General features: G+C 66.1%; 26 protein-coding genes and 1 riboswitch. Of the genes, 12 read left to right on the top strand and 14 right to left on the bottom strand.

What is annotated here, in order from left to right:
* The first annotated feature begins 87 nt into the window (after positions 1 to 87).
* Both ACQPYR_RS23675 and ACQPYR_RS23670 read left to right on the top strand, forming a co-directional pair.
* On the top strand, positions 88 to 789 hold the full coding sequence (locus ACQPYR_RS23675) for a response regulator (protein ID WP_433621145.1): 702 nt from the start codon (positions 88 to 90) through the stop codon (positions 787 to 789).
* Between the two features lie 152 nt (positions 790 to 941).
* On the top strand, positions 942 to 1,874 hold the full coding sequence (locus tag ACQPYR_RS23670; RefSeq protein WP_433635225.1) for a HAMP domain-containing sensor histidine kinase: 933 nt from the start codon (positions 942 to 944) through the stop codon (positions 1,872 to 1,874).
* 270 nt (positions 1,875 to 2,144) lie between these two features.
* Here ACQPYR_RS23670 and ACQPYR_RS23665 read toward each other — a convergent pair whose 3' ends face one another.
* On the bottom strand, positions 2,145 to 2,549 hold the full coding sequence (locus ACQPYR_RS23665; protein ID WP_433621144.1) for a hypothetical protein: 405 nt from the start codon (positions 2,547 to 2,549) through the stop codon (positions 2,145 to 2,147).
* Between the two features lie 418 nt (positions 2,550 to 2,967).
* Between ACQPYR_RS23665 and ACQPYR_RS23660 the strand changes: the two genes are divergently transcribed.
* A complete protein-coding gene (locus ACQPYR_RS23660; RefSeq protein ID WP_433621143.1) occupies positions 2,968 to 4,236 on the top strand; it encodes a DUF4153 domain-containing protein in 1,269 nt (422 codons plus the stop codon).
* Between the two features lie 239 nt (positions 4,237 to 4,475).
* Here the strand turns inward: ACQPYR_RS23660 and ACQPYR_RS23655 are convergent, their stop codons facing one another.
* The 3 genes from ACQPYR_RS23655 to ACQPYR_RS23645 all read right to left on the bottom strand — a co-directional run bounded on the left by ACQPYR_RS23655 (position 4,476) and on the right by ACQPYR_RS23645 (position 8,452).
* The gene (locus ACQPYR_RS23655; RefSeq protein ID WP_433621142.1) at positions 4,476 to 4,955 is read right to left on the bottom strand and encodes an LOG family protein; all 480 of its coding nucleotides are present in this window, start codon (positions 4,953 to 4,955) and stop codon (positions 4,476 to 4,478) included.
* Positions 4,956 to 5,427: 472 nt separating this feature from the next.
* Positions 5,428 to 6,846: an alpha/beta fold hydrolase gene (locus tag ACQPYR_RS23650; RefSeq protein WP_433621141.1), complete on the bottom strand. Its 1,419-nt coding sequence runs from the start codon at positions 6,844 to 6,846 to the stop codon at positions 5,428 to 5,430.
* A gap of 235 nt (positions 6,847 to 7,081) precedes the next feature.
* Positions 7,082 to 8,452: a purine-cytosine permease family protein gene (locus ACQPYR_RS23645; protein WP_433621140.1), complete on the bottom strand. Its 1,371-nt coding sequence runs from the start codon at positions 8,450 to 8,452 to the stop codon at positions 7,082 to 7,084.
* Positions 8,448 to 8,563: riboswitch (TPP riboswitch) on the bottom strand. It overlaps the preceding gene by 5 nt.
* 183 nt (positions 8,564 to 8,746) lie before the next feature.
* Between ACQPYR_RS23645 and ACQPYR_RS23640 the strand changes: the two genes are divergently transcribed.
* Positions 8,747 to 9,028 (top strand): hypothetical protein, encoded by a 282-nt coding sequence (locus ACQPYR_RS23640; RefSeq protein ID WP_433621139.1) that lies wholly within the window; start codon positions 8,747 to 8,749, stop codon positions 9,026 to 9,028.
* Here the strand turns inward: ACQPYR_RS23640 and ACQPYR_RS23635 are convergent.
* The gene (locus tag ACQPYR_RS23635) at positions 9,003 to 9,788 is read right to left on the bottom strand and encodes a DUF72 domain-containing protein (RefSeq protein WP_433635224.1); all 786 of its coding nucleotides are present in this window, start codon (positions 9,786 to 9,788) and stop codon (positions 9,003 to 9,005) included. The genes ACQPYR_RS23640 and ACQPYR_RS23635 overlap by 26 nt on opposite strands.
* A 74-nt stretch (positions 9,789 to 9,862) precedes the next feature.
* On the opposite strand from ACQPYR_RS23635, the gene ACQPYR_RS23630 reads away from it, so the two are divergent.
* Positions 9,863 to 10,327, top strand: coding sequence for a DUF4383 domain-containing protein (locus tag ACQPYR_RS23630; RefSeq protein ID WP_433621138.1), 465 nt, complete (start codon positions 9,863 to 9,865; stop codon positions 10,325 to 10,327).
* Here ACQPYR_RS23630 and ACQPYR_RS23625 read toward each other — a convergent pair.
* Entirely contained in the window at positions 10,321 to 11,424 is a 1,104-nt protein-coding gene (locus ACQPYR_RS23625) for a glutamate--cysteine ligase 2 (protein ID WP_433621137.1), read from the bottom strand. The genes ACQPYR_RS23630 and ACQPYR_RS23625 overlap by 7 nt on opposite strands.
* 112 nt (positions 11,425 to 11,536) lie before the next feature.
* Between ACQPYR_RS23625 and ACQPYR_RS23620 the strand changes: the two genes are divergently transcribed.
* The 4 genes from ACQPYR_RS23620 (at position 11,537) to ACQPYR_RS23605 (ending at position 14,462) form a co-directional block, all read left to right on the top strand.
* Positions 11,537 to 12,133: a type 1 glutamine amidotransferase domain-containing protein gene (locus ACQPYR_RS23620; RefSeq protein WP_433621136.1), complete on the top strand. Its 597-nt coding sequence runs from the start codon at positions 11,537 to 11,539 to the stop codon at positions 12,131 to 12,133.
* 20 nt (positions 12,134 to 12,153) lie between these two features.
* A complete protein-coding gene (locus ACQPYR_RS23615; protein WP_433621135.1) occupies positions 12,154 to 12,702 on the top strand; it encodes a pyridoxamine 5'-phosphate oxidase family protein in 549 nt (182 codons plus the stop codon).
* A gap of 57 nt (positions 12,703 to 12,759) precedes the next feature.
* Positions 12,760 to 13,545 carry a helix-turn-helix domain-containing protein gene (locus ACQPYR_RS23610; RefSeq protein WP_433635223.1) on the top strand — a complete coding sequence of 262 codons (786 nt, stop codon included), beginning with the start codon at positions 12,760 to 12,762 and terminating at the stop codon, positions 13,543 to 13,545.
* Between the two features lie 62 nt (positions 13,546 to 13,607).
* Positions 13,608 to 14,462 carry a fructosamine kinase family protein gene (locus ACQPYR_RS23605; RefSeq protein ID WP_433621134.1) on the top strand — a complete coding sequence of 285 codons (855 nt, stop codon included), beginning with the start codon at positions 13,608 to 13,610 and terminating at the stop codon, positions 14,460 to 14,462.
* 48 nt (positions 14,463 to 14,510) lie between these two features.
* Here ACQPYR_RS23605 and ACQPYR_RS23600 read toward each other — a convergent pair whose 3' ends face one another.
* From ACQPYR_RS23600 to ACQPYR_RS23585, 4 genes are all read right to left on the bottom strand, one after another.
* Positions 14,511 to 15,395: an RNA polymerase sigma-70 factor gene (locus ACQPYR_RS23600; RefSeq protein WP_433621133.1), complete on the bottom strand. Its 885-nt coding sequence runs from the start codon at positions 15,393 to 15,395 to the stop codon at positions 14,511 to 14,513.
* 133 nt (positions 15,396 to 15,528) lie between these two features.
* The gene (locus ACQPYR_RS23595; protein ID WP_387293619.1) at positions 15,529 to 16,401 is read right to left on the bottom strand and encodes a TIGR03619 family F420-dependent LLM class oxidoreductase; all 873 of its coding nucleotides are present in this window, start codon (positions 16,399 to 16,401) and stop codon (positions 15,529 to 15,531) included.
* A gap of 35 nt (positions 16,402 to 16,436) precedes the next feature.
* Positions 16,437 to 16,607: a hypothetical protein gene (locus tag ACQPYR_RS23590; RefSeq protein ID WP_433621132.1), complete on the bottom strand. Its 171-nt coding sequence runs from the start codon at positions 16,605 to 16,607 to the stop codon at positions 16,437 to 16,439.
* Positions 16,598 to 17,104, bottom strand: coding sequence for a VOC family protein (locus ACQPYR_RS23585; RefSeq protein WP_433621131.1), 507 nt, complete (start codon positions 17,102 to 17,104; stop codon positions 16,598 to 16,600). Before ACQPYR_RS23585 ends, ACQPYR_RS23590 begins: the two co-directional genes overlap by 10 nt.
* A 99-nt stretch (positions 17,105 to 17,203) precedes the next feature.
* Here ACQPYR_RS23585 and ACQPYR_RS23580 point away from each other — a divergent pair, with 99 nt between their 5' ends.
* Positions 17,204 to 17,836 carry a TetR family transcriptional regulator gene (locus ACQPYR_RS23580; protein WP_433621130.1) on the top strand — a complete coding sequence of 211 codons (633 nt, stop codon included), beginning with the start codon at positions 17,204 to 17,206 and terminating at the stop codon, positions 17,834 to 17,836.
* A 1-nt stretch (position 17,837) separates the two neighbouring features.
* On the opposite strand, the gene ACQPYR_RS23575 is transcribed toward ACQPYR_RS23580, so the two are convergent.
* The 3 genes from ACQPYR_RS23575 to ACQPYR_RS23565 all read right to left on the bottom strand — a co-directional run bounded on the left by ACQPYR_RS23575 (position 17,838) and on the right by ACQPYR_RS23565 (position 20,201).
* Positions 17,838 to 18,488 (bottom strand): three-helix bundle dimerization domain-containing protein, encoded by a 651-nt coding sequence (locus ACQPYR_RS23575; protein WP_433635222.1) that lies wholly within the window; start codon positions 18,486 to 18,488, stop codon positions 17,838 to 17,840.
* Positions 18,489 to 18,691: 203 nt separating this feature from the next.
* Positions 18,692 to 18,880, bottom strand: a complete 189-nt coding sequence (locus ACQPYR_RS23570; RefSeq protein WP_433621129.1) for a ferredoxin — start codon at positions 18,878 to 18,880, stop codon at positions 18,692 to 18,694.
* 37 nt (positions 18,881 to 18,917) lie between these two features.
* Positions 18,918 to 20,201: a cytochrome P450 gene (locus ACQPYR_RS23565; RefSeq protein ID WP_433621128.1), complete on the bottom strand. Its 1,284-nt coding sequence runs from the start codon at positions 20,199 to 20,201 to the stop codon at positions 18,918 to 18,920.
* A gap of 371 nt (positions 20,202 to 20,572) precedes the next feature.
* Between ACQPYR_RS23565 and ACQPYR_RS23560 the strand changes: the two genes are divergently transcribed.
* Together ACQPYR_RS23560 and ACQPYR_RS23555 are read left to right on the top strand one after the other, a co-directional pair.
* On the top strand, positions 20,573 to 21,412 hold the full coding sequence (locus tag ACQPYR_RS23560; protein WP_433635221.1) for a mycofactocin-coupled SDR family oxidoreductase: 840 nt from the start codon (positions 20,573 to 20,575) through the stop codon (positions 21,410 to 21,412).
* Positions 21,413 to 21,596: 184 nt separating this feature from the next.
* Positions 21,597 to 22,202, top strand: coding sequence for a TetR/AcrR family transcriptional regulator (locus ACQPYR_RS23555; RefSeq protein ID WP_433621127.1), 606 nt, complete (start codon positions 21,597 to 21,599; stop codon positions 22,200 to 22,202).
* On the opposite strand, the gene ACQPYR_RS23550 is transcribed toward ACQPYR_RS23555, so the two are convergent.
* Positions 22,199 to 22,330 (bottom strand): hypothetical protein, encoded by a 132-nt coding sequence (locus ACQPYR_RS23550; RefSeq protein WP_433621126.1) that lies wholly within the window; start codon positions 22,328 to 22,330, stop codon positions 22,199 to 22,201. The genes ACQPYR_RS23555 and ACQPYR_RS23550 overlap by 4 nt on opposite strands.
* Positions 22,331 to 22,337: the final 7 nt, after the last annotated feature.

Genomic DNA, 22,337 nt, shown 5'->3' with positions numbered 1-22,337 from the left:
GTCCCGCTCGGGCGCGCCTGCGGTACACACGGAATCTCCACAATTGACGCGGGTTCTCTCCACAGCGAATGGCTAGGGTTTCGGTTCATGGAACAGCACGCGGCGGGCAACGGGCAGGCGGCGCGACGGATTCTGGTGGTCGACGACGAAGTGACCATCGCCGAATCGGTGGCAGTGCGCCTGCGAGCCGAGGGTTTCACCGTTGATCTGGCGCACGACGGGCCGGGAGCGGTCGCGACGGCCGAGGCAGTGGTGCCCGATCTGGTCGTGCTGGATGTGATGCTGCCCGGCTTCGACGGTCTCGAGGTCTGTCGCCGCATCCAGGCCGCGCGCCCGATTCCGGTTCTCATGCTCACCGCGCGCACCGATGAAACCGATCAGCTCATCGGCCTCGGTGTCGGCGCGGACGACTACTTGACCAAGCCGTTCTCGCTTCGTGTCCTCACCGCTCGGGTGCACGCCCTGCTGCGCCGGGTGGATCGCGTCGCCGAGCGTGACGGCGCCACCATCATCGTCGGTGACCTACGCATCGATGTGGACCAGCGTCGCGTGTGGCGTGCCGAGATCGAAGCGCAACTCACCCCGCTCGAATTCGACCTGCTGGCTCGCCTCGCGCGACGTCCCCGCGTGGTGCTCGCCCGGGAACGCTTGCTCGAAGAGGTGTGGGACTGGCCCGACGCCGCGGGCACCCGGGCGGTCGACAGTCATATCAAGGCGTTGCGCCGCAAGCTCGGCGCGGACGTGATCCGCACGGTGCACGGTGTCGGCTACGCGTTGGACGCGCGATGAGCGATCACGTCACCGAGGATGTCGTGCGCACGCGGACGCAGCGGCGCGCGACTGTTTCGCGGAAGCTGCGTGGCATATCGGACGCGGTAGCGGAAGTGGTGCCGCGACCGTTGGATCCGGTGAAATCGATCAAGCTGAAGTTCGCGATTCTGATGCTCGGGTCGGCCGGGGTGGCGTTCGGGTTCTTCCGGCTGCGGATCGGCTGGCTGCCGCCGAAGACGACGATCGCGGCGACGGTGATCGCACTGATCACCTCGCAGATCCTCGCGCACGGCACCACTCGGCCGCTGCGCGAGATGACCGCGGCGGCCAAGCGGATGGCGCAGGGCGACTACACCCGCCGGGTGCGTGCCAGCTCCCGAGACGAGGTCGGCCAACTGGCGGTGGCGTTCAATCAGATGGCCGCCGACTTGGCCGCCGCCGACCAACAGCGCCGCGACCTGATCGCCAACGTCTCCCACGAACTGCGCACCCCGATCACCGCGCTGAATGCGGTGCTGGAGAACATGGTCGACGGTGTATCCGAACCCGACGACAAAACCCTGCGCACCGCACTCGCGCAAACCGAACGGCTCGGCCGACTCGTCTCCGAACTGCTCGACCTGTCCACCATCGAATCCGGCGCCCGCGCCCTCGACCGCGAAGAACTCAGCGTCACACCGCTGTTGGCCGAGGTCATCGCCGAGGCTGAGGTGGCCGCGGCGACGCTCGGGCGCGGCGTGCGCTTCCGCACCGATGTGCAACCAAGCAGCGCAAGCGTTTTCGCAGACCGTGCACGTTTGCATCAGGTGCTGCTCAACCTGCTCGACAACGCCGCCCGCCACGGACCTGTGGGCGGAGAAGTCCGCATCGAGGCCCGCGTCGACCGCGGTGGTCTCGTCATCGACGTTCAAGACCAAGGCCCCGGCATCCCGATCGCCGAGCGCGCCACCATCTTCGACCGCTTCACCCGCGGCGGGCGCACCGATGGCGGCGGTACTGGCCTGGGCCTAGCCATCTCCCGCTGGATAGTCGATCTACACGGCGGCACCATAGCCGTCGCCGATCCCGGCTCCCGGATCCGTGTAGTACTTCCCGCCCCGTAACGCATCCCAACGCTCTGCAACCCGGACCACGAGGTCCCGGGACGATCTCGCACACCCGTAGGAGGGGATACCTATGCCAGACCGATCCGATCCATCGCAACCCGAATCACCTACGCCGTCCGCAGCGATATCGGAGCCGACGGGGCCAGCCGAATCGGCAGCCGTCGCAACGAAGGCCGCCGCCGCTTCGGCCGAAACGGGGACACAGCCCGACAACCTGTCCACCTCCGAGTCCGTGGGTGATGCGCCGACCTCAGCCGAGTCCGGGGGTTATTCGGTTCCGGAGGCCGTCGAGGTGTCGGCTGCGTCGTCCGCTGAACGGGCGTCGGACGCATCGGATCCGACGACCGAGGGTGAGACGGAATCGGGCGAACCCACTGGCACCTCGACGGCGGATCGGGGAGTGCCGTCGGGTGGCACGGCGGACAGGTCATCAGGAATGGCGTCGAATGCGCCGCCGCCCATGATGCCGCCGGTTCCGCCGCCGAGCTCCGCGTTGCCCGCGTCGCGACCCTGGCCTGTGCAAGTGCCGAGATGGCGGCGCATCGCCTGTCCGCCAGGTGTATTGCCCGCGGCGGGCATCGCAGGTCTCGCGGGCGCGGTCTTCATCCCATTGGACCGCCCCGGAATCGGCTGGTTACTCGCCGGTTCGGTGGCCGCGGCCGCGGTATTCACAGTGGACCGCCGCGCCCGTCGTGCGGCAGAAGCGGCCGTGCCGACAAAGGATTCGGCCGCCGCCGAGGATGCGGAGCGTGGCCCAGTGCACCCGGTCTCCGGTAATCGGACGTCGGTCGGAGGTGCTGGGGCGCAGTTCGATCCGTCTGATGTGAGCAGCGGTGGTTCGGTGCGCGACAAAGCAACACCCACGACGAAGTCGCAGGAGCCGAGCCAGTCGGTTCCCGTGGTTGATGGTGCTTGGATCCTCCCGAAAGGTGCTGGCGCGGAGCCGGATCGGGCTGATTCGGACAGAGGAGGTACGGCGGGTGAGGAAATGTCGTCGACACCGGATTCGTTCGAATCGGCTCATTCGCCTGGAACAGGGCCGGCGGAGCGTGCTGCGGGAAGCGCGGATCCGGTCGGTACCGGCGGTCGGATGACGCTGGAAGACGGGAGTGCGGAGGCTGATCCGCCGGGATCGGGGTTCGGTGCTCACGCTGTGAATTGGGGACGGGTGTGGTGGACGACCCTGGCGTTGGCGCTGCTGGCAGTCGGGGCGGTGCGGGCGGCCGGGTGGCTGTTCGCGCTGTGTGTCGTCGGGGCTGCGGTGGCCGGGTCGTTGGCCGTTGTCGGGCGGCGTTCGGTGTATGGCGCGTGGTACGACGTGATCGCGGTGCCGATCGAGTCGATCGCGGGCATTCCGTGGGTGTATTCGGCGTTCGGGCGGATCGGTGACGGTCCGGCGCGCCGGTCGTGGCGAGCCGGGATGTCGGTTGCGGTGACGCTGGCGTTGTTGGCGGTTTTCGTGCCGTTGCTGGGCGGCGCCGATGCGACATTCGCGAAACTGCTCGACGCGGTGACGCCGGAGATCGACGCGCCATCGGTTGTGCAGTGGATCGTGCTGTTCGCGGTGCTCGGGCTGGGCAGCGTCGGGGCCATGTATCTGCTTGCCGGTCCGCGAGCCGAGGCGAAGGGCGCACCGTCGGGTCGAGGCCTGCGACGGTTGGAGTGGGCACTGCCGGTGGGCGCGTTGACCATCCTGTTCGCGGTTTTCGTCGCCGCTCAGTTCGTCGCGCTGTTCGGCGGTGACGACTACGTGCAGCGCACCGCGAATCTGACCTACGCCGAATACGCGCGCAGCGGATTCTGGCAGCTTTCGATCGTCACCATCCTCACCCTCGCCGTAATCGCCGTCGTATTGCGTTGGGCTGCACGGGAATCCGCTGCCGACCGAGCCTGGCTGCGGATACTGCTGTGCGCGATCGGCGTCCTGACGCTGATCATCGTGGCCTCGGCACTCCGCCGCATGTGGACCTACCAGCAGGCCTATGGCTTCACGGTCATGCGCCTGCTGGTCGAGGTATGCGAACTCTGGCTGGGGCTGGTGTACCTTTTGATGATCGCCGCTGTCCTTCGCTTGGACGGCACCTGGCTGCCGCGCGCCGCCATCGGCACCGCCATCGCGACACTGTTCGCACTGGCCGTGCTGAACCCGGAAGGCCTTGTCGCGGAACGGAATATAGACCGCTGGGAGCACGGCAAGAACCTCGACACGCGCTACCTCGGCAGGCTCTCACCCGATATCGTCCCCGCCGTAGAGCGGCTTCCAGAACCGCAGCGTCGCGAAGTGCTCTCCGCGATCCGCCGCGATCTCGACGACGATACGTGGCAGGGGTGGAACCTGTCGCGCGCGAACGCCCGCTAGGTCGGGTGCCTGGACTCAGCGCCCGTTTCTGTCCTGATCCTGCGGTTCGACGGTATGCGCTAGCGCGGTGCGAGCAGCCCGGGCGCGTCCATCGTGTACGAAGGCCTCGGCTTCACCTCGGCTGAAATCGCCGCGCTGGGCCCGGAAGGCGGCCCACGCCAGACCTTCCGGCGAACGGTCCCCATGTCGCCGCAGCTGCCGAGTGGCGCGGGCGCGCCGAAGCGCTGAAGGTTTCCGGCCTAGGTGAGAGCGCGGTGGACGGCGTCGGCGGGGTCGGTGGCGAGTTGGGCTGCGGGCATGGGATTTCCGGTGGCGTCCTGGACTTGCCAACCGCCGAGCGAGATGACGGGGATGGTGCCGCGGTGGCATGCGAAAGCGAGTTCGGAGAGGGTGCCCCAGGAACCGCCGATCACGATGACGGCGTCAGCGGAGTGAATGAGGATCGCGTTTCTGGCCTCGCCCATACCGGTGTACAAGACGGCGGACAGACCGCGACAGGTAGCAGACCGGTCGGTATTGGGGTGAACGCCGATGACGAGACCGCCCACGCCGGAGGCCCCCTCGGCGACCGCCGCCATCACGCCGCTACCGCCGCCGCACAGCACAGTCGCACAGGCAGCCGCGAGCAGGCGCCCCACCTCCGCGGCCCATTCGGCCTCGATGGTGGTGCAATCACGCGGTCCGCACACCGCGACCTGCGGAGGTATATCGGGACCCACTACATAGACAATAGTTGCCGGTAATCTCGTTCAGCCCCCGTATGCGGGCCGGCCCCGCATGCGCGGTCTAGTCCCGGTCGCGCCGCAGGTCGGGCGTCTTCTACGCACCCCAGCACCGCCCCGCTTCGGACGCCGCGGCAGGTCGGCTCAGTCCTGGACGCCCTGCAGGCCAGTCCGATTCGGCATGCCCTGTGGCTCGGCCCAGCGCGTACTCTGCGCAGAGTGGTCTGGCCCCGCGCGTCCACGCGCGGACCGAGGACGGCCAGGCTGGCGGGCAGGTATCACCCGTCCACGAGCACGCCGACGAAAAGGCCAAGCGCCATCTGCGTCCCTGCAGTCCGGGCCTGGACTCGTTCGCATTGCAGGTCAGGTCCGTAGTCCGCGATCAGCGGTCGGCCGCGCGGCCAGTATTTTCCGCCTTGCGGAAGGCCTTCAATTCGATGTCCGGCCTCAGCGCGCCCAATCGGTCCGCCTACGCGCGCTTGGCGAGCAACGTGTCGAGCTGTGTCGCGAATTCTTCGGTGGCGCTTCGGTATCCGACGTGGTCGCCTGCGAATTCCACGATGTCGAGTCCGAGGCGCTGGCCGAGCACCGCATTGGGCAGCGCCGGGAAGGTTTCCCTCGAATCGTGTCCGACGACGAGGACGAGCTTCTCGGCGGCAGCCTGCAGGGCGTCGAAATCCGGTGTGTAGCGGACGTACTGGCGCATCTCGTGCTCCATCCAGAACAGCATGTTCTGCTGGATGCGCGCACTGATCGCGGCGGCTTCGGGCGTGGGCTCTTGGGGATCGGGCCGTTGCTGGCGCAGCCCGACCCCCTCGGCGAATTGGGATATGGCGGCGACGAAGCCCTCGGACTTGCTGGTCCGGTAGACGTCGTCCAAAAAGGTGAGCCATTTGTCGGCATCGGGCAGTACGGTCGCCAGCGGCGGTTCGTGCGCGATGAGCGTGTGCACGAGTTCCGGTCGCGTCGTGAGCAATTCGAGCGCGACGATGGCGCCGGAGCTACTGCCGAGCACGGCGGCGGGTCGGTCGCCGAGGTGGGTGAGCAGCGCGGCGGCGTCGGCGCCGTCGAGTTGGACGTTGTGATCCTGGCCTGGGCTGCGGGAGAAGCCGCGCCGATCGTAGGAAACCACCGTATAGCGATCCGCCAGTCGCTCCGCGATCTGGTCGAAGCTGCCCGCGTCGCCGTTGCCGCCAGGGATGAGCAGCAGCAGCGGACCGGTGCCGCGGATTTCGTAGTACAGCGTCGCTCCGGGCACGGCGAGGGTGTGGTTGGTGGGGACGTCCATGGGAAAGGCTCCTGGTAGATAGGACAGTTGCCGCAACGCTTCCCGGATGACGGGCAGTGCCGCGATGGGCGGGTCCGCATCGACCCAGCGGTCGATGGCGACCTGCAGTGCGGTCGCGATCGCGCCCGCCATGATCCGGGGGAACATATCGGTGTGCAGGTCGCGGCCGGTGCGTGCGGCGATGGCCGACGCGATGGCCTCCTGGATGACGGCCTGCGCCTTGAGATATTCACCCTGTAGCGCGGGTTCGTTGGTGATCAGCCGGATGCCGCGGGTCCATGCCGGATCGGGCAGTTCGTCATCGCGGAATTCGGCGAGTACCGCGTGGATTACCGCGGGCCACAGCGCTTCGGCCGCCGGACGATCGTGCAGTCCGTCCGCGATCCGCCGGGCCCGGTCGACCGCCACCGAGCACACGGCCTCGTACTTGCTGGCGAAGTAGTTGTTGAACGTACGTGGCGAAACACCCGCCGCCGCAGCGATGTCCTCGACCAGCACTGTGTCGAGCCCATGCTCGACCGCCAGCCGCAGCGCCGCGAATCCGAGCGCCTCCCGAGTCGCGAGCTTCTTGCGTTCCCGCAACCCGAGTACGAATGCCACGCCCTTCACGATACGCAAACTTGCGTGCCCCGCAAGATTGCGCGATCAGAAAGTTTTGCGCCACAAAGGGATCGCGATCTCCGCGATCACCGTCATCGGAGACCAGAAGTGCCGCCGCCTGTCTCGGTAATTGCTCGCGCTTCATCTACCGACTCCGTCCACGCGATGCACGAATCAGTCGGTGCTCGGGAGTCGGTCGATCACGTCATTGACAGCGTCCGCGTTGGTCCGAGGTCTAATTCGACTTGCGCAGCAACGAAATCCGTCCCACGCCCCAGGCGACCACCACGGCCGCCAGGAACGACAGCAGTGACGCGCTCATCCACGCCTGCTTGGTGAAGTGCAGCTTCTCCTGCACGTCGACCCAGAAGTCGGTCCACACTCCGGCGTCGCCCGGGTTGATCAGCTGATAGACCGAAAGTCCCACCAGCCAAGCGAAAACCATGCCCCACCGTGACGGCGCATTCGCCGAGGTATCCCACTGGTCGCGCGCCCGCAGGAAGAAGTCCGCGACGAGTACGCCGAGCAGCGGCACGAAGACCGACCCGATCAGGCCGAGGAAGCCGAAGTAGTTCGCCATGTTCAACCGCAGCGCCAGCAGCGTGATGAGGATACCGAGACCGATCGAGAGCACCCGGCGGTCGACTCGCGGCGCGAGATTCTGGATCGAGACGGCCGTGGAGTACACATTGGCGAACGACTGGTCGGCCTCCCGGAATACGAAGATGAAGAAGAACACCGCTCCGAGGGTGACCGTCAGGAAGGGCGAGTACACCCCGCCGTCGCCGGATGCGAGCGCCAGCGCGAACAGGCCGAGCACATACGCGATGATCTGGGTGAACGCATACGCCCCGCTGGCCGCGCCGAATGCCGCGCCGGTGCTGCGGGAGTGCCGGGTGTAGTCGGCCGCCACCGGCACCCACGAGATCGAAACCGCAAGCGCCGCATCGGTGGCGACCCAGAACAGATTCCAATCCACGCCGAACGGTCCGCCGCCTTCGGTGCCCGGGTTGGTGGTGAGATCCGGCAGACCTGCGCGGACGAACTGGATGTAGAACCAGACCAACGCGATCACCACGCCGACGGTCACGAACCGCCGCAGCATTCGCACCGAACCGAGCGGCCAGATCGTCAGCACCGTCGTCAGCACCCCTGCGGCGACCACGTAAACCCAGTGCGGGCCACCGTCGAACAACTCTTCGGCCGCATCGCCGATGACGATCAATTCGAAGGTGCCCCAACCGATCAGTTGGGCGATATTGAGCAGCGTCGGCAGGTAGCTGAGCTTCGCGCCGAACAGTCCGCGCAGCAACATCATCGCGGGCTTACCGGTCTTGGCTCCGGGCACTGCGGCCAGGCCCAGCATGAGCCCGCCGACCACCGTGCCGATGATCATCGCGAGAATGCCCGCGGCGATGGAGATCCGGGCGCCGCCTTCGGAATTCGGCGCGAGCACCGTGTACGCGCCGGAGAATGCGAACAGGCTGACCCCGAGGTTCGCCCAGAACGCGCTCTGGTCCCAGAACGAAAGGACCTTCGGTGCAGGCTGGTCCAGGGTCAACGGTGCTTCGCGCCGCCCGGATCGATCGATGGTGGGTGCAGACATCCCGGTACCGCTCTCCCTACGCCGGCATTACCCGGACAGGTTCATGCGGTCGGCGAAACGTGGGGTCCGCCCTCTCAGCCCGGCCGTGCCCGAGCTCCCGCGGTGGGGTTATTCGGGCGAAATGCTACACCCGTGCATCGGCGCGCCGCGCCGCGCCTTCGGACATTCCAGACAGGTTCCGCCGAGACCGCCCGAAAATCTCGGCCACCGCCCATACTGTCCGGGTATCGATGTGGTTATCGCTCGGTTATCTGCCGCTCATCGCCCGCCTCTACCTGGAATGAGTACGCGCCCATGATGCTGATCACCTTGCACGAGACCGTCCTTGCTCAACTCGGGAATCCGACGCCGGAGGCCCCGCCCAATTCGGAGAAGATCCTGCAGATGGTCCGCTACCTGACCTGGTTTGTTCTGCTATCGGGTGTCTCCGGCATCACCTACGCGGGCGGCCGGTTCGCCTGGGAGAAGTGGAGCGGTGGCACCCTGGACTCCCCGAAGATGCTCGCCGGCGCAATGGTCGGCGGTGTCATCGCGACCAGTGCGGGCACGATCATGAATGCTGTCGTGGGGAGCTGAAATCCGTTGCGGGTGTTCGACTGACGGTGGCTCCGGCCGTGGCCGCGGCGCGCGCGAAGACGACCGCGTCGCGAACCGCGGCACCGCCGGGATCATTGTTGAAGTAGACGTACACCTGCTCGCGATCCGACCACGTCTCGGCCAGCCGTCGCGTCCAACTGGTGAGTGCCGTGCGTCCGTAGCGCGGTGCGGGTGTCGCACGTCCGGAGTGCAGTCGCAGATAACCCCAGTCCGTCGTGCGCCACAGCGGCGCGACGGGGCGGGACTGGACGTCGGCCCAACACAGCGTCGCGCCGCATTCGGTCAGCACGGCACGAACTTCCGGAATCCACCAGGACTCGTGCCTGGGTTCGACCGCGATCGGGACGTCGGGCGGAAAGCAGCGCAGGCAGGCGTCGAGCAGTGCCGGATCGACCCGCAGCGTCGGCGGAAGCTGCAACAGCACCGGTCCGAGCTTGTCACCCAGCGCGCGGGCGTGCTCCATCAAGCGTCCGACCGGCTCCTCGGGTTCGCGCAACCGCTTGATGTGGGTGAGGAAGCGGCTTGCCTTGACCGCGAAACAGAAGTCCGGCGGCGTCCGATCCCGCCATGCCGCGAAAGTCTCGCCGCTGGGCAGTCGATAGAAGGCATTGTTGCTCTCGACCGTCGCGAAGCCCGCGGCGTAGGTTTCGAGCCACACACGCTGCGGAACATTCGCCGGATACAGCACGTCGCGCCAGTCCCGGTACTGCCAACCCGATGTGCCGACGAGTAGGGGCATACCTCCATCGAAGCACTTTCCGATGGCCGCCATCTCAACTACGCTGTGTAGTAGATGTGGTCAGGGAGGGCGCGATGAGCCAACAATCGGTGGTCGAGCGGCGAATCGACTGGACGCGGTGGAGTTTTCTGCAGTGGACCGTCTTCGTGATCGGTGCGGTCCATATCGGGTGGGCGGTCGCGGGCTGGATCGCCGAGCCCAGTTTCGAACTCGGCGAACACGCACCCGCGACACCGGTGCTCGGCATGGACTACAACGGTTGGCACGCGGTGGCCGGGCTTGTGCTGTTCGGCCCCGCGCTGATCGTCGCGACCCGCAAGTCGTGGTCGGCCTGGTACTGCGTGCTCGCCGGCATCGGCGGGGGATTCGCGGTCGGGGTGTGGGCGCTGTTCTCGCACCACGTGCTGATCTTCAGCTTTCCGAGCCATATCACCGACGCGATCGAACACATGGTGACCGGTGCGACGCTACTGGCGATCGTCGCCGTACAGGTCGTCCGGGACGGCGGCCTGCGTCCGGTATTCGGCCTGTCTCAGTAGCACCCTTCGAGGGTGGCGGCGGCGACCACATCGATGACGTCGCTGACATCGTCGCGCGCGCGCATAGCGGTGCGTTGTCGCCGGGCACCGTTACCACGTGCGAGAACCGCTGTGACGGTATCGGCGACGAACTGCTGGTCACCCGACTGCTCGAGCGCGGGGGTGAGGTAGTCGACGAGCCCGGCCACCAGGGTGTGGGCCGGCAGGGCACGGCCGCTGATCGTGTCGAGCCCGTCTCCATCGAGGCCGGATCGGGCGGCCTTCCAATATGCGGCCCGCAAGACCTCCGCGGGCACCGGTGGCGGTGGCAGCCCGTCGTGTATCGCAGTCTGGGCCATCACGACCGCGGCGCGAATCAGCGTGGCCAACAACGCTGTTTCTTCCACCGTCGCCGGTACATCACTGACGCGCACCTCGACGGTCGGGTAAGTGGCCGAGGGCCGCACATCCCAATACACCATCGCCGTATCGAGAATGCTGCCGCTGGCGAACATCATCCGCACCATATCGTCGTAGTCCGCGACCGAATGGAAGAACGGTGGGGGCCCGGCACTCGGCCACCGCCGCCACATAATGCTGCGCCAGCTGGCGTATCCGGTATCGGTGGCGCGGTAGACCGCAGAATTGGCCGTCAACGACAACAACACGGGTAACCAGGGCCGCAAATAATTCCCGACCCGCACCGCGATATCACGTGAAGGCACCCCGACATGGACATGGCAGCCGCACAAACCCTGCTCATGGGCGAGCAACCCGAAATGGTGTTCGATGAGTCGATAGCGCGGGGTATCGGTGACCGGATAAGCATCCGGCACCGTGGGCGGCACCGCCACCGCGAGCAGCCTGGCACCGTTCTTCTCCGCGCAACTCGCTACGTTGCGGCGCAGTCGGCGCAGGTCATCGAGTATTTCGAGAGTCCGGGTGTGCACCCCGGTATTGATCTCGACCTGACAGCGCGTCAACTCCAACTGCAGATCGATGCCGACATCGGCCGCCGCCGCCGCGACTTCGACATTCCGCGGACTCGGCGCACCGGTGATCGGATCCGCCAGAAGGAACTCCTCTTCCACACCGACGGTGGGCAGGGCCACGGCCATTACTGGATTTTACTGCGCAAATCGCTGATCCGGATGGTTGCCGGAATCGTTTGAGTGCCCCACCCCGGGGTAGGCCGACCGTAGTGAAGGATCGGCGAGAAAGGGGTGCGGTATGTCCGAGGAGTTGCGCGGTGTGCGCGCATTGGTCATCACCGCGAATACCGGCGTCGAACACGACGAGCTGCTGATGCCGCTGGACTGGTTGCGCGAACACGGCGCCGTCGCCGTGCACGCGACCCCCGAACGCAGCGAGGTCCAAACTTTTCGACACGATGTCGACAAAGACGAGGTCGTGCAGCCGGATGCGGCACTCGACGATCTCGAGGTCGAGGATTTCGATTTGCTCGTCGTACCGGGCGGCACGGTGAACGCGGACAAGCTGCGCGTCTGCGAGCGCGCGGTCGAAGTCGCACAACAGTTCGTGCGCGCGGGCAAACCCGTCGCCGCGATCTGTCACGGTCCCTGGCTGCTGGTGGAGGCCGACGTCGTCGCGGGCAAGACCTTGACGTCCTACCATTCGCTGCGTACCGACGTCGTCAATGCCGAAGGGCGCTGGATCGATCGGGCGGTGGTGCGTTCGGATGAGAACGGCTGGCCGCTGATCACCTCCCGCAGCCCCGGCGACCTCACCGAATTCACCGAAGCGATCGGCGCCGAGCTCACCGCGGCTCAGTCGGCCCAGGCCTTCGTCGGCGATGAAATCTTCTGACACCGCTGAGTTTCCCGGACATGGATCGTCCTACTGATATGGACACCATCAACCTCGCCGACCGCTACGAGCTGCCGCCGATCGATTGGGACAGCATTCGCGAACGACTCGACGCGAGCATCGAACAAGCCCCCGGCGCCGGGGGCCCGGATCGGCACACCTGCTGGCTGACCACGATCAATCCCGACGGCAGCCCGCACGTCACCGCCATCGGCGCGCTGTGGGTGGACGGCGCCTTCTGGTTCACCACCGGGGCCCGAAGCCGCAAGGGCCGCAACCTGGCTCGCGATCCGCGCTGCTCGATGAGCGTGGCCACCCACGAATTCGATCTGGTCGTGGACGGTACCGCGAACAGGATCGCCGATCCCGCCGCCGTCGCCGATATCGCCCGGCGCTGGGCCGACGGCGGCTGGCCCTGTCGCGTCGACGACACCGGCGAGGCGCTCACCGCGGAATACAGTGCCCCCTCCGCGGGCCCGCCGCCTTGGCATGTTTACCGCCTGACCGCGCTCACCGCCACGGCACTGTCCACCGTGGAACCCGGCGGAGCGACCCGCTGGCGGTTCTGAGTCGCCGCGCCTCCATTACCCGTCAGGTAATCGTGTCGAGGCTGGCGGCTTCGTAGGATCGGCAGGGTGAGTACGCAGACAGCCGGTGACCTGTTGCGCCACTGGCGGCTCGAGCGCAGGCTCAGCCAGCTGGAATTGGCCGGGCGCGCCGAAACCTCCGCGCGGCATCTGAGCTTCATCGAAACGGGTCGCGCGAATCCGAGCCGCACCATGCTCGTGCACCTGTGCGAGCAGTTGGAGATCCCGTTGCGGGAACGCAATCGGCTGCTCCTCGCGGCCGGATTCGCACCCGCGTATGCCGAACCATCCCTCGATACACCCGCGATGGATGCGGTGCGCGGTGCGATGCGCCAAATCCTCGCGGGTCACGACCCTTATCCCGCGCTGGCCATCGACCAGAGCTGGAATATGATCGACGCCAATTCCGGTGTGGCACTGCTGTTGACGGGCATCGATCCGAAACTGCTCACCGCACCGGTCAATGCCCTGCGCTTGAGCCTGCACCCCGACGGTATGGCCGGCCGCATCGTCAATCTGGCCGAGTGGCGCGGCCATATCTTCGAACGCCTGTCGCGCCAGATCGAAGTCACCGGTTCGCCCGAACTGGTCGAGCTCCGCGAGGAACTAGTCGAATATCCTGGCGGCACAGTCGATCTCACCCTCCCTGAACCGGACCAGGCCGTGGTGCCGCTCCGTCTCCGCCACGAAGACCACGAACTGTCCTTCATCAGCGTCACCACCGTCTTCGGCACACCGATGAACGTGACGGTCGCCGAACTCGCCATCGAATCGTTCTTCCCGGCCGATGACGAGACGAAGAAGCGCCTCAACGCCGCATCGTGACGAAGCGGGCGCCGAAGTGGGGGCCGGGCGGGTAGGTTCGGGAGCGTGGGCAGGGGACCGAGGTGACGGGCGCGGCGAGGCTCGCGGCACTGGTCGGCGTGGCGGTGGAATCGATCACCGATCTGGGATCACAGCATTCGTGGACACTGCATCGGGCAGTGCTCGGCGACGGTCGCGAGGTCTTCGTGAAGGCCGCACAGGACCAGGTGTCGGTATTCGCGGCGGAGGCGGCGGGGCTGCGGTGGCTCGCCGCGGTGGTGCCGGAGTTGGTGCCCGAGGTACTGGCCGTCGATGACCGGATGCTGGTGCTGCCCTGGGTTTCGGCGGCCGCGCCGAGCATATCGGCCGCGGAGCGTTTCGGGCGCGAACTTGCTGCGCTGCACGTGGATTCGCCGGGATCCTTCGGTGCGCCGTGGTCGGGTTGGATCGCCGATCTGCCGCTGGACAACACCCGGGTCGACGGTTCATGGGCGCGCTGGTACGCCGACTATCGCCTCGCGCCCTACCTACCGCGTGCGGCCGCCGATCTCGGTCGCGACGGAATTCGCTTGCTGGAACGCGTGATCGACAACATCGAAACCCTCGCGGGCCCACCGGAACCACCCAGCCGCATCCATGGCGATCTGTGGTCCGGCAATGTGCTGTGGACCGCCGACCGCGCGCTCGTCATCGACCCCGCCGCCCACGGTGGTCATCGCGAAACCGACCTCGCCATGCTCGCCCTCTTCGGCGCCCCGCACCTGGACCGAATTCGCGCCGCCTACCACGAAACCCACCCACTCGCCGACGGCTGGCGCAACCGCATCCCCTTGCATCAGCTGCACCCACTGCTCGTGCACGTCGTCCTCTTCGGCAGCTCCTACCGATCCCGAACCCTCGCCGTCGCTTCGGCCGCCCTCGCCGCATCACACCTGTAATGCCGAGATCGAGCGCGATCTCGAGGCCGGGTATCCGCGCGCTCGGACTCAGCGGCGCAAGGTGCTCTCCCGTTGCATATGCGACAGTTTTTCGGGGTTTCGAACCGAGTAGATGCCGGTGACGAGGCCGTCGTCGATGCGCACCGCCATGACGGTATCGAGCTCGTCGTCGAGACGTATGACCAGCGCCGGATAGCCGTTGACCTGGGCTGGTTGCAGCGACAAGGCAGCAGTGATCCTGCTCGGGAAGGCGGCCAGGAGGCGGGCCACCTTGTCGGCTCCCGTGACGGGCCGCGGCAGGGCTTGTTTGATTCCGCCACCATCGCCCAGGAGCACGACATCGGGCGCGAGCATATCGAGCAGACCCTGTATGTCGCCGCTTTCGACCGCCCGCTGGAACGCCGCGAGCACGTCTCGAGTCTGGGCCGCCGAAACCGGCCCGCGAGGTCGGCGCGCGGCCACATGTGCGCGGGCACGGTGGGCGATCTGACGGACCGCGGCCGGGGTTTTGTCGACGGCTTCGGCGATCTCGTCGTAGGGCAGATCGAACACCTCGCGCAGTACGAATACCGCGCGCTCGGTCGGGGCAAGCGTCTCGAGTACCAGCAGCATCGCCATGGAGACGTGCTCGGCGAGTTCCACATCGTCGGCGACGTCGGGTGTGGTCAGCAGCGGTTCGGGCAGCCAGGGGCCGATGTAGGACTCTTTGCGGCGTCCCAGCGTGCGCAGCCGGTCGAGCGATTGGCGTGTCGTGATCCGGACCAGGTAGGCCCGGTGGTCCTGCACGGTGTCGAGGTCCACGCCTGCCCAGCGCAGCCAGGTTTCCTGCAGCACGTCTTCGGCGTCGGCGGCCGAGCCGAGCATTTCGTAGGCGACGGTGAAGAGCAGGTTGCGGTGGGTGACGAAGACTTCGGTGGCAGGATCCGCGCTCACGAGTGTGTCCCCGGCATCCGGAAGTGTGTGGCCACGGGTGGCTCCTGTCTGTTGGATCTCGACTGCGTCGTTCACCAGACGCCGGACCACCACATTCTGTGACACCGGGTGTTCGTGACGGGCCTCACCCCGGTCAGCTCGTCTTCGCGATGACCTTCTCCGCGAACCGGGACAGGTGCGCGATCTTGGTGTCCAGCGATTCAGTATCTGGTTCGGTGGTATACGGGTAGCGGAAGCCGACGATCACGTCGGTGACCCCCTTGTCCTCCAACCGCTTCACACCGTCCACGGTGAACCCGTCCAGCGAGATGACGTGGATCTCGAAATCCTTGCGGGTGCCGTATTCGGCGCGCAGGACATCGAGCTTCGCGATCAGCCGGTCCAATTCGGCCGGATCGCCGCCCGCATGCATCCAGCCATCGCCGCGCTGGGCCGCGCGCCGTAATGCCGGGCCACTGTGTCCGCCGATAAGGATCGGAATCGGCTCGGTGGGCACCGGGCTGATCTTGATGGGCGGCAGATCGTAGAACTCCCCGTGGTATTCGAAATAGCCGCCCGCGGTGAGTCCGCGCACGATATCGATGCACTCGTCCATGCGCGCGCCGCGGTGTTCGAACGGGACACCCATGATTTCGAAATCATCCGGCCACGGGCTGATGCCGACACCGAACCCGAACCGGTTCCCGCTCAGTGCCGCGATCGAGGCGGCCTGCTTGGCCACGAGAACCGGTGGGCGGATGGGCAGTTTCACCACGAAGGGCGTCAGCCGTAGCGTCGTCGTGGCCGCCGCGATGGCCGCCGACAATACGAAGGCCTCGATGAACGGTTTGTCTTCCAGGAACTCCCGATTGCCGTCGGGGGTGTAGGGGTAGGTGGCGTCGGATTCCTTCGGATAGGCCACGCTGTCGGCGATCGTCATCGACGTGTACCCGGCCGCCTCCGCGGCCTGTGCCAGCGGCACATAGAAGGTCGGGTCCGTCATCGTCTCGGCATAGGTGAATCGCATCTCAATCGCCTTCCATACTTTCGGCGCTGTGCGCCCTATTCGATGCGGCGGATAGTCCCGCCGCATGTGCACCCGCGCCCCGCCTCGGCCGCGCTGATCGCCGCGCACGCTCCGGCGATACCGAATCCGACCACGATCACCTGCGCGGTCACATCCCACTCGACTATTTCGGTAATGAGCTGGGGGAGTTCGGTTCCTACGCCCATGGGTTCGAAAACCCCTCCGGAATCAGATAATCGAACATCGCTTGCATATCCGCCGACAGGCGCATGAGCTCCACGGCGGAACCGAGTGCGCCGCCGTCGAGATAGGTGAACTCCATCCCTACGCCCTCGAACGCACCGCGCGCGAGGATCTCGGCTCCGCTCGCCTTCGCCTCGGCCAGCGCCGCGTCATAGTCCTCGGGCACCCACGCGACGTGATGCAATCCGGGCCCGACTCTGTCCAGATGTTCGGAATACAAACTGGTTCCGGACTTGGGCTCGATCAACTCCAACTGCTGCCCGCCCGCATACCCCAACGCCACCGTGATCGTGTAATCGGCGGGCGCGCCACGCAATTCGCACGACTGCGGCCCGAAGTGCACATCCGCGACGGTGAACCACTTCGCGACGCCGAATCGCTCGGTGAACTCGCGCTGGGCCGCCTCGATATCGCGCACCACCCAGCACAGCTGGAAAATCGGGCCCCGCGCGATGGTCATCGGATCACCTCGACTCTGCTGCACAAAGACTGCTTGGTATCGCCAAATTAAGCACTAACGCTTAAGGTAGTCAACACTCGGGTTTAGTACAGTGCTGACATGGCCACCGAGGATCCGCGTGCCGCACTGCTCGACGCGGGCGAACGACTCATCGCCGAACGCGGCGTGGAGGTCCCGCTCCGCGATATCGCCGCGGCCGCGGGCCAGCGCAACAACTCCGCGGTGCACTACTACTTCGACTCCCGCAGCGGTCTGCTCGAGGCCATCGTCGACCGTCGCATGAACTGGCTCGAAGATCGCCGAATGGGACTGCTCGCCCAATACGAGGCCGAGGGCGCCGCACACGAGATCCGCACGCTGGTCGCGATGCTCGCCGCCCCCATCCTCGAACTCATCTACACGGCACAGGTCACCCACTACGGCCGCTTCCTCGAAGTCGTGCGGGCTCACCCCGTGATCGCCGATGCCCGCCGCCTCGCCGGCGCCGACCGCGCCGCCGTGCGCATCATCGCCACCCGCCTGGATGCGGCCCTGCCGGAACTGCCACCCCGCCGACGCCGCCAGCGACTGGAAACCATGGCGACCGTCATGTTCGCACTGATCGCCGACTACGAACGCGCGCTGGAAGCGGGCGTGCGCACGTCTGCCCCTGACAGCGACACCGCCGAGATCATCGACATGATCGTCGCGATGCTCACCGTGCCGGTGCGCGAAGCGACATCGGGGGGTTAGGTCAGGAGATGATCGGGAGGTCGAGGCTGGCCAGCAGATCGATCACACGCTGCTGGATATCGTCGCGGATCGGCCGCACGTCGGCCACCGGTAGCCCGGCCGGATCGTCCACGCCCCAATCTTCGTATCGGATGCCGGGCACCAGTGGGCACATGTCGCCGCACCCCATGGTGACGATGACGTCAGCGGCCAGGATGATCTCGTCGGTCCAGGTCTTGGGGAACTCGTGGGAGATGTCGATGCCCACCTCCGCCATGGCCGCGACCGCTGCGGCGTTGAGTGCGCCGCTCGGCTCGGACCCACCGGACCAGGCGAGTACCCGACCCTGTGCGTAGTGCTCGAAGAAGCCCAGCGCCATCTGCGAACGTCCGGCATTGAATGTGCACAGGAACAGCACCACCGGGATCGCGTGCTCGACGCGGCCCTCCACCTTGGCCCGCGCGTGCAGCTGCTGCCGGGCGAAGCGCTCGGCGAGCAGCGGCACGTAGAGCTTCACCGGCGCGCGTGCCGTGATCTGCGAGTAGGAGTCGTGCAGGAAATGGTGAATCGTGTTGGCGTCGAACAAGATCGTGAACTCGCGGTGCAGCCGCCGCTCGGCACGGGCGAGCGCCGTGCCGTGCACTATGTCGAGGAGTCGGTACGCCGGGGTGATCTCGGCGTAGCCGGCCCGGTTCGTCCGCTCGGGCGTAGACACAGTAGTGAGGGTGACACCGACGCCCCTGCGCGGCAACCAAACTGAGGATGAACCGTATCGAACCTGCAGGCCACAATACGGCGTATTGCCGAAGAGACCCCCTCGATACAGCGGGCTTCGCGAAAATCGTTAGCGCAGAGAACCTTCCGCGGGGGGAACGATCATCGCGTCACGATGGCGTGTTCGGGACAGGCGCTCGCCGCGTCGGCGACGGCCTCCTGGTACCGGGTAGGAACCGACGGATCTCCGGTTACGGCATAGCCGCTGTCGGTGAGCCGAAAGACGGCCGGGCACAGCGCAACACATACGCCGTGCCCGCGACAACGGTCGGCATCGACGGCGGCCTTCATCGGGGATCACCGGAAGTCCGGACAAGGCTGCCGCGCATCACCGGTCCACCTCGGCGAAGGTGATGTGCAACTCGCGCAATCCGCGTAGGAGGAAGGTAGGTTCGTATCGATAGGTGCGGTGCTGCGCGGGGCCGTGGGCGCTCTCGTCGATTTCGATGTCCTGGAGGCGGTCGAGCATCCGGTTCAGGGTGAGCTGTCCTTCGGTCCGGGCCAGCGGTGCGCCGGCGCAGGTGTGGATGCCGCGGCCGAATGCGATGTGCTCGCGGGAGTTGTGGCGATCGAGCCGGAACTCGTCGGGATCCTCGAATTTGCGTGGATCCCGGTTTGCCGCGCCGATGCAGAGCATGACCACCGTGCCCGCGGGGATCTCGACATCGCCGACTCGTGTGGTCTTGCGGGTCAGCCGGAAGTCGACCTTGGTCGGACTGTCGGTGCGCAGCGATTCTTCGATGAAAGCAGCGATCAGGCCGCGGTTTTCCCGTAGCAGCTGCTGGAACTGCGGGCGTTCGGCGAGCACCCGTACCGCCGAGCTCAGCAGTTTGGTGACCGTTTCCTGCCCCGCCGCGAACAGGAAGGTCGCCGGTCGCACGATATCGATGAGATCGGGTAGTTCTCCGTCGGGGTAGGTCGTGGACGCAAGGATGCCGAGGATGTCGTCGCGGGGCGTGGTTCTGCGGTCGCTGATGTATTCGCCGAAGGTCTCCTCCAGCCATTGCAGCGGGTTCGTGCCCACCGGTTCGTGGTCGAGCGCTCCCACTCGACTACCCGGCTCTTCGTAGCCGCCCAGTCTGGCTCGGAATTCGTCGCGGTCGCTGTCGGGCACGCCGAGCAGGTCGGCGATGGCCAGCGTGGCGAAGGGTTTGGCGTAGTCGCCGAGGAATTCGCACCGGCCCCCGGTGACGATCTCGTCGAACTGGCGATCGGCAAGCCGCGACATGTAGTCACGGTTCTCGGTGAGCCGTTTGGGAGTCAGCAATCGGCTCAGCAGAGTGCGGGTGCGCGTGTGCTGCGGTGGGTCCATGGTCACCATGTGCTCGAAGATCGGGAACTGGTGCCGGTGCGCATCGATCTGCGCGCTGATGTCGTCACCGACCGGAACAAAGGGCAACGGCGGGAAAGGACCGCCGATAGCGACGCAGGCCGAGAAGGCATCGGCGTTGCGGAACACCTCGTTGGCTTCCTGATAGCCGGTGACCACCATGACTCCGTAGTGGGGTTCGCGGAATACCGGGTTCCGACTTCGCAGGTAGGCCAGATATTCGTACGGATTCTGGGCGACCGATTCATCGGAAAAGTAGTCGACGGAAGCCAAGTCGGCCATTACTCCCACCCTCTTCAGGTCAAGAATACATTGTTTGATCGATCGATCAGATTAGATTAGGGAATTAGTAGCACGCGCCGCGCTGGACGGTCAAGAGTGGTGAGCGCTGCCGGGCATCGGCGAAAGCCGATCCGTGCGGAATCGCGAGCGTCGGATGTCGCCGAACAGGCCTGTAACCGGCGTTTTCCGTGGATCTTTCCAGCCTGGTGATGGTCGTGCGTTGTCGGCGAGATGCGCGGCATCCCGTCGTCCGTATCCAGGGTTGCCGGTCAACCATTGACATCACGACGTCGCAGGTGTCCAATTTGATCGATCGATCAGAAATTGCTGATATGGGATCGGATTCGATCCGCGAACGAACGAGGTGTTTCATGGTTGGACGGGTCGAAGGCAAGGTCGCCTTCATCACGGGCGCGGCGCGCGGGCAGGGGCGCAGTCATGCGGTGCGCTTGGCGCAAGAGGGTGCCGACATCATCGCCATCGACGCATGTAAGCCCGTCAGCGGTAGCGATCAGATCGCGCCGTCGACCCCGGATGATCTGGCCGAAACCGCGGAACTGGTGAAGGGGGTGGGCAGACGCATTGTCACCGCCGAGGTCGATGTCCGGGATTTCGAGGCGCTGAAGGCCGCCGTGGACAGCGGCGTGGAGCAGTTGGGGCGCCTGGACATCATCGTGGCCAACGCGGGGATCGGCAACGGTGGTGCGACGCTGGACCAGACCAGCGAGCAGGACTGGACAGTGATGATCGACATCAACCTTTCCGGCGTCTGGAAGACCGTGAAAGCCGCTGTGCCGCATCTGCTTTCCGGAGGAAACGGCGGATCGATCATCCTGACGAGTTCGGTGGGCGGACTCAAGGCCTACCCGAACACCGGGCACTACATCGCCGCCAAGCACGGCGTGGTCGGCCTGATGCGCACGTTCGCGGTCGAATTGGGACAGCACTCGATCCGGGTCAACTCGGTGCACCCGACCAATGTCAACACGCCGATGTTCATGAACGAGGGCACGATGAAGATGTTCCGTCCGGATCTGGAGAATCCGGGGGTTGAAGACTTCAGGCCGGTAGCGCAGTTCATGCATGTACTGCCGGTGGGTTGGGTCGAGCCGGTGGACATCAGCAACGCGGTGTTGTTCCTTGCCTCCGACGAAGCCCGCTACATCACCGGTCTTCCCATGACCGTCGATGCGGGGAGCACGCTGAAGTAGGGCGCTCGCACGCCGGGTCCGTCGGGCGCGGGCCGACGGATCCGGCAAAAGAGGGGGCCTCACCTGGACCGATCCGGTCTGCCCCCGGAATTTATCGATCGATCAAATGTTAGAGTGCCCTTATGCGCAGCGCGATACGGCGAGAACAGTCAGGGTTCGGCGGCGCGACGCGAGGGCGCGGGTAATGGCGGGGCGCACCACGAAAACGGCCGACATCGGCACCCGACAGCGGTTGATGGCGGCAACCGAGGAAATCATGCGGGAGGACGGCTATGCCGCAGCGACCTCGCGGCGGGTAGCCGAGCGAGCCGGAGTGAAGTCGGCGCTCGTCTACTACTACTTCCCCACGATGGACGACCTGTTCCTCGCGGTGCTGAGCGACTCCGGCGATCAGGCGCTGGAGCGGATGCGCCAAGCCCTCACCGACGACGACCCACTGCGGGTGTTGTGGCTGATCAACACCGATACCGGCTACACACGGCTCAGTACCGAGTGGATGGCGCTGGCCAACCACCGCAAGGTGATCGGCGCCGAACTGAAGACCTATGCCGAACGGGTGCGCGACATCGAGACCGCGGCCGTCACGATGGTTCTGCGCTCACACGGCGTCGACCTGTCGGTGTATCCGCCGGTGGTGATGGCAATCCTGCTCACCGGAGCGGCGCGCATCATCTGCAACGAAGGAGCGGTGGGCATGGTGCAAGGCCACGACCAACTGCGCGAATTCGTCGAGGGGTTCATCGCTCGATTCGCCCTCACCTCCACACCCGTGGCGACCAGTTCGGACTAAGGGATCAGGTCCAGCACGGTGGTGGATTTCACCTGCATGATCGCGGTGTTGATCGCCACCGCTGCCCCGATGACCACGCGGATATCCGGTTCGGAGAAACCCGTGGGGGTGGGCGATGTCCACCCCATGGGTGGC

Origin of the sequence: Nocardia sp. CA-120079 (assembly GCF_050955745.1) — a bacterium.
Lineage (GTDB): Bacteria > Actinomycetota > Actinomycetes > Mycobacteriales > Mycobacteriaceae > Nocardia.
Note: the sequence above shows the minus strand (reverse complement) of the source record. Positions and strands in the feature narration are given on the sequence as shown.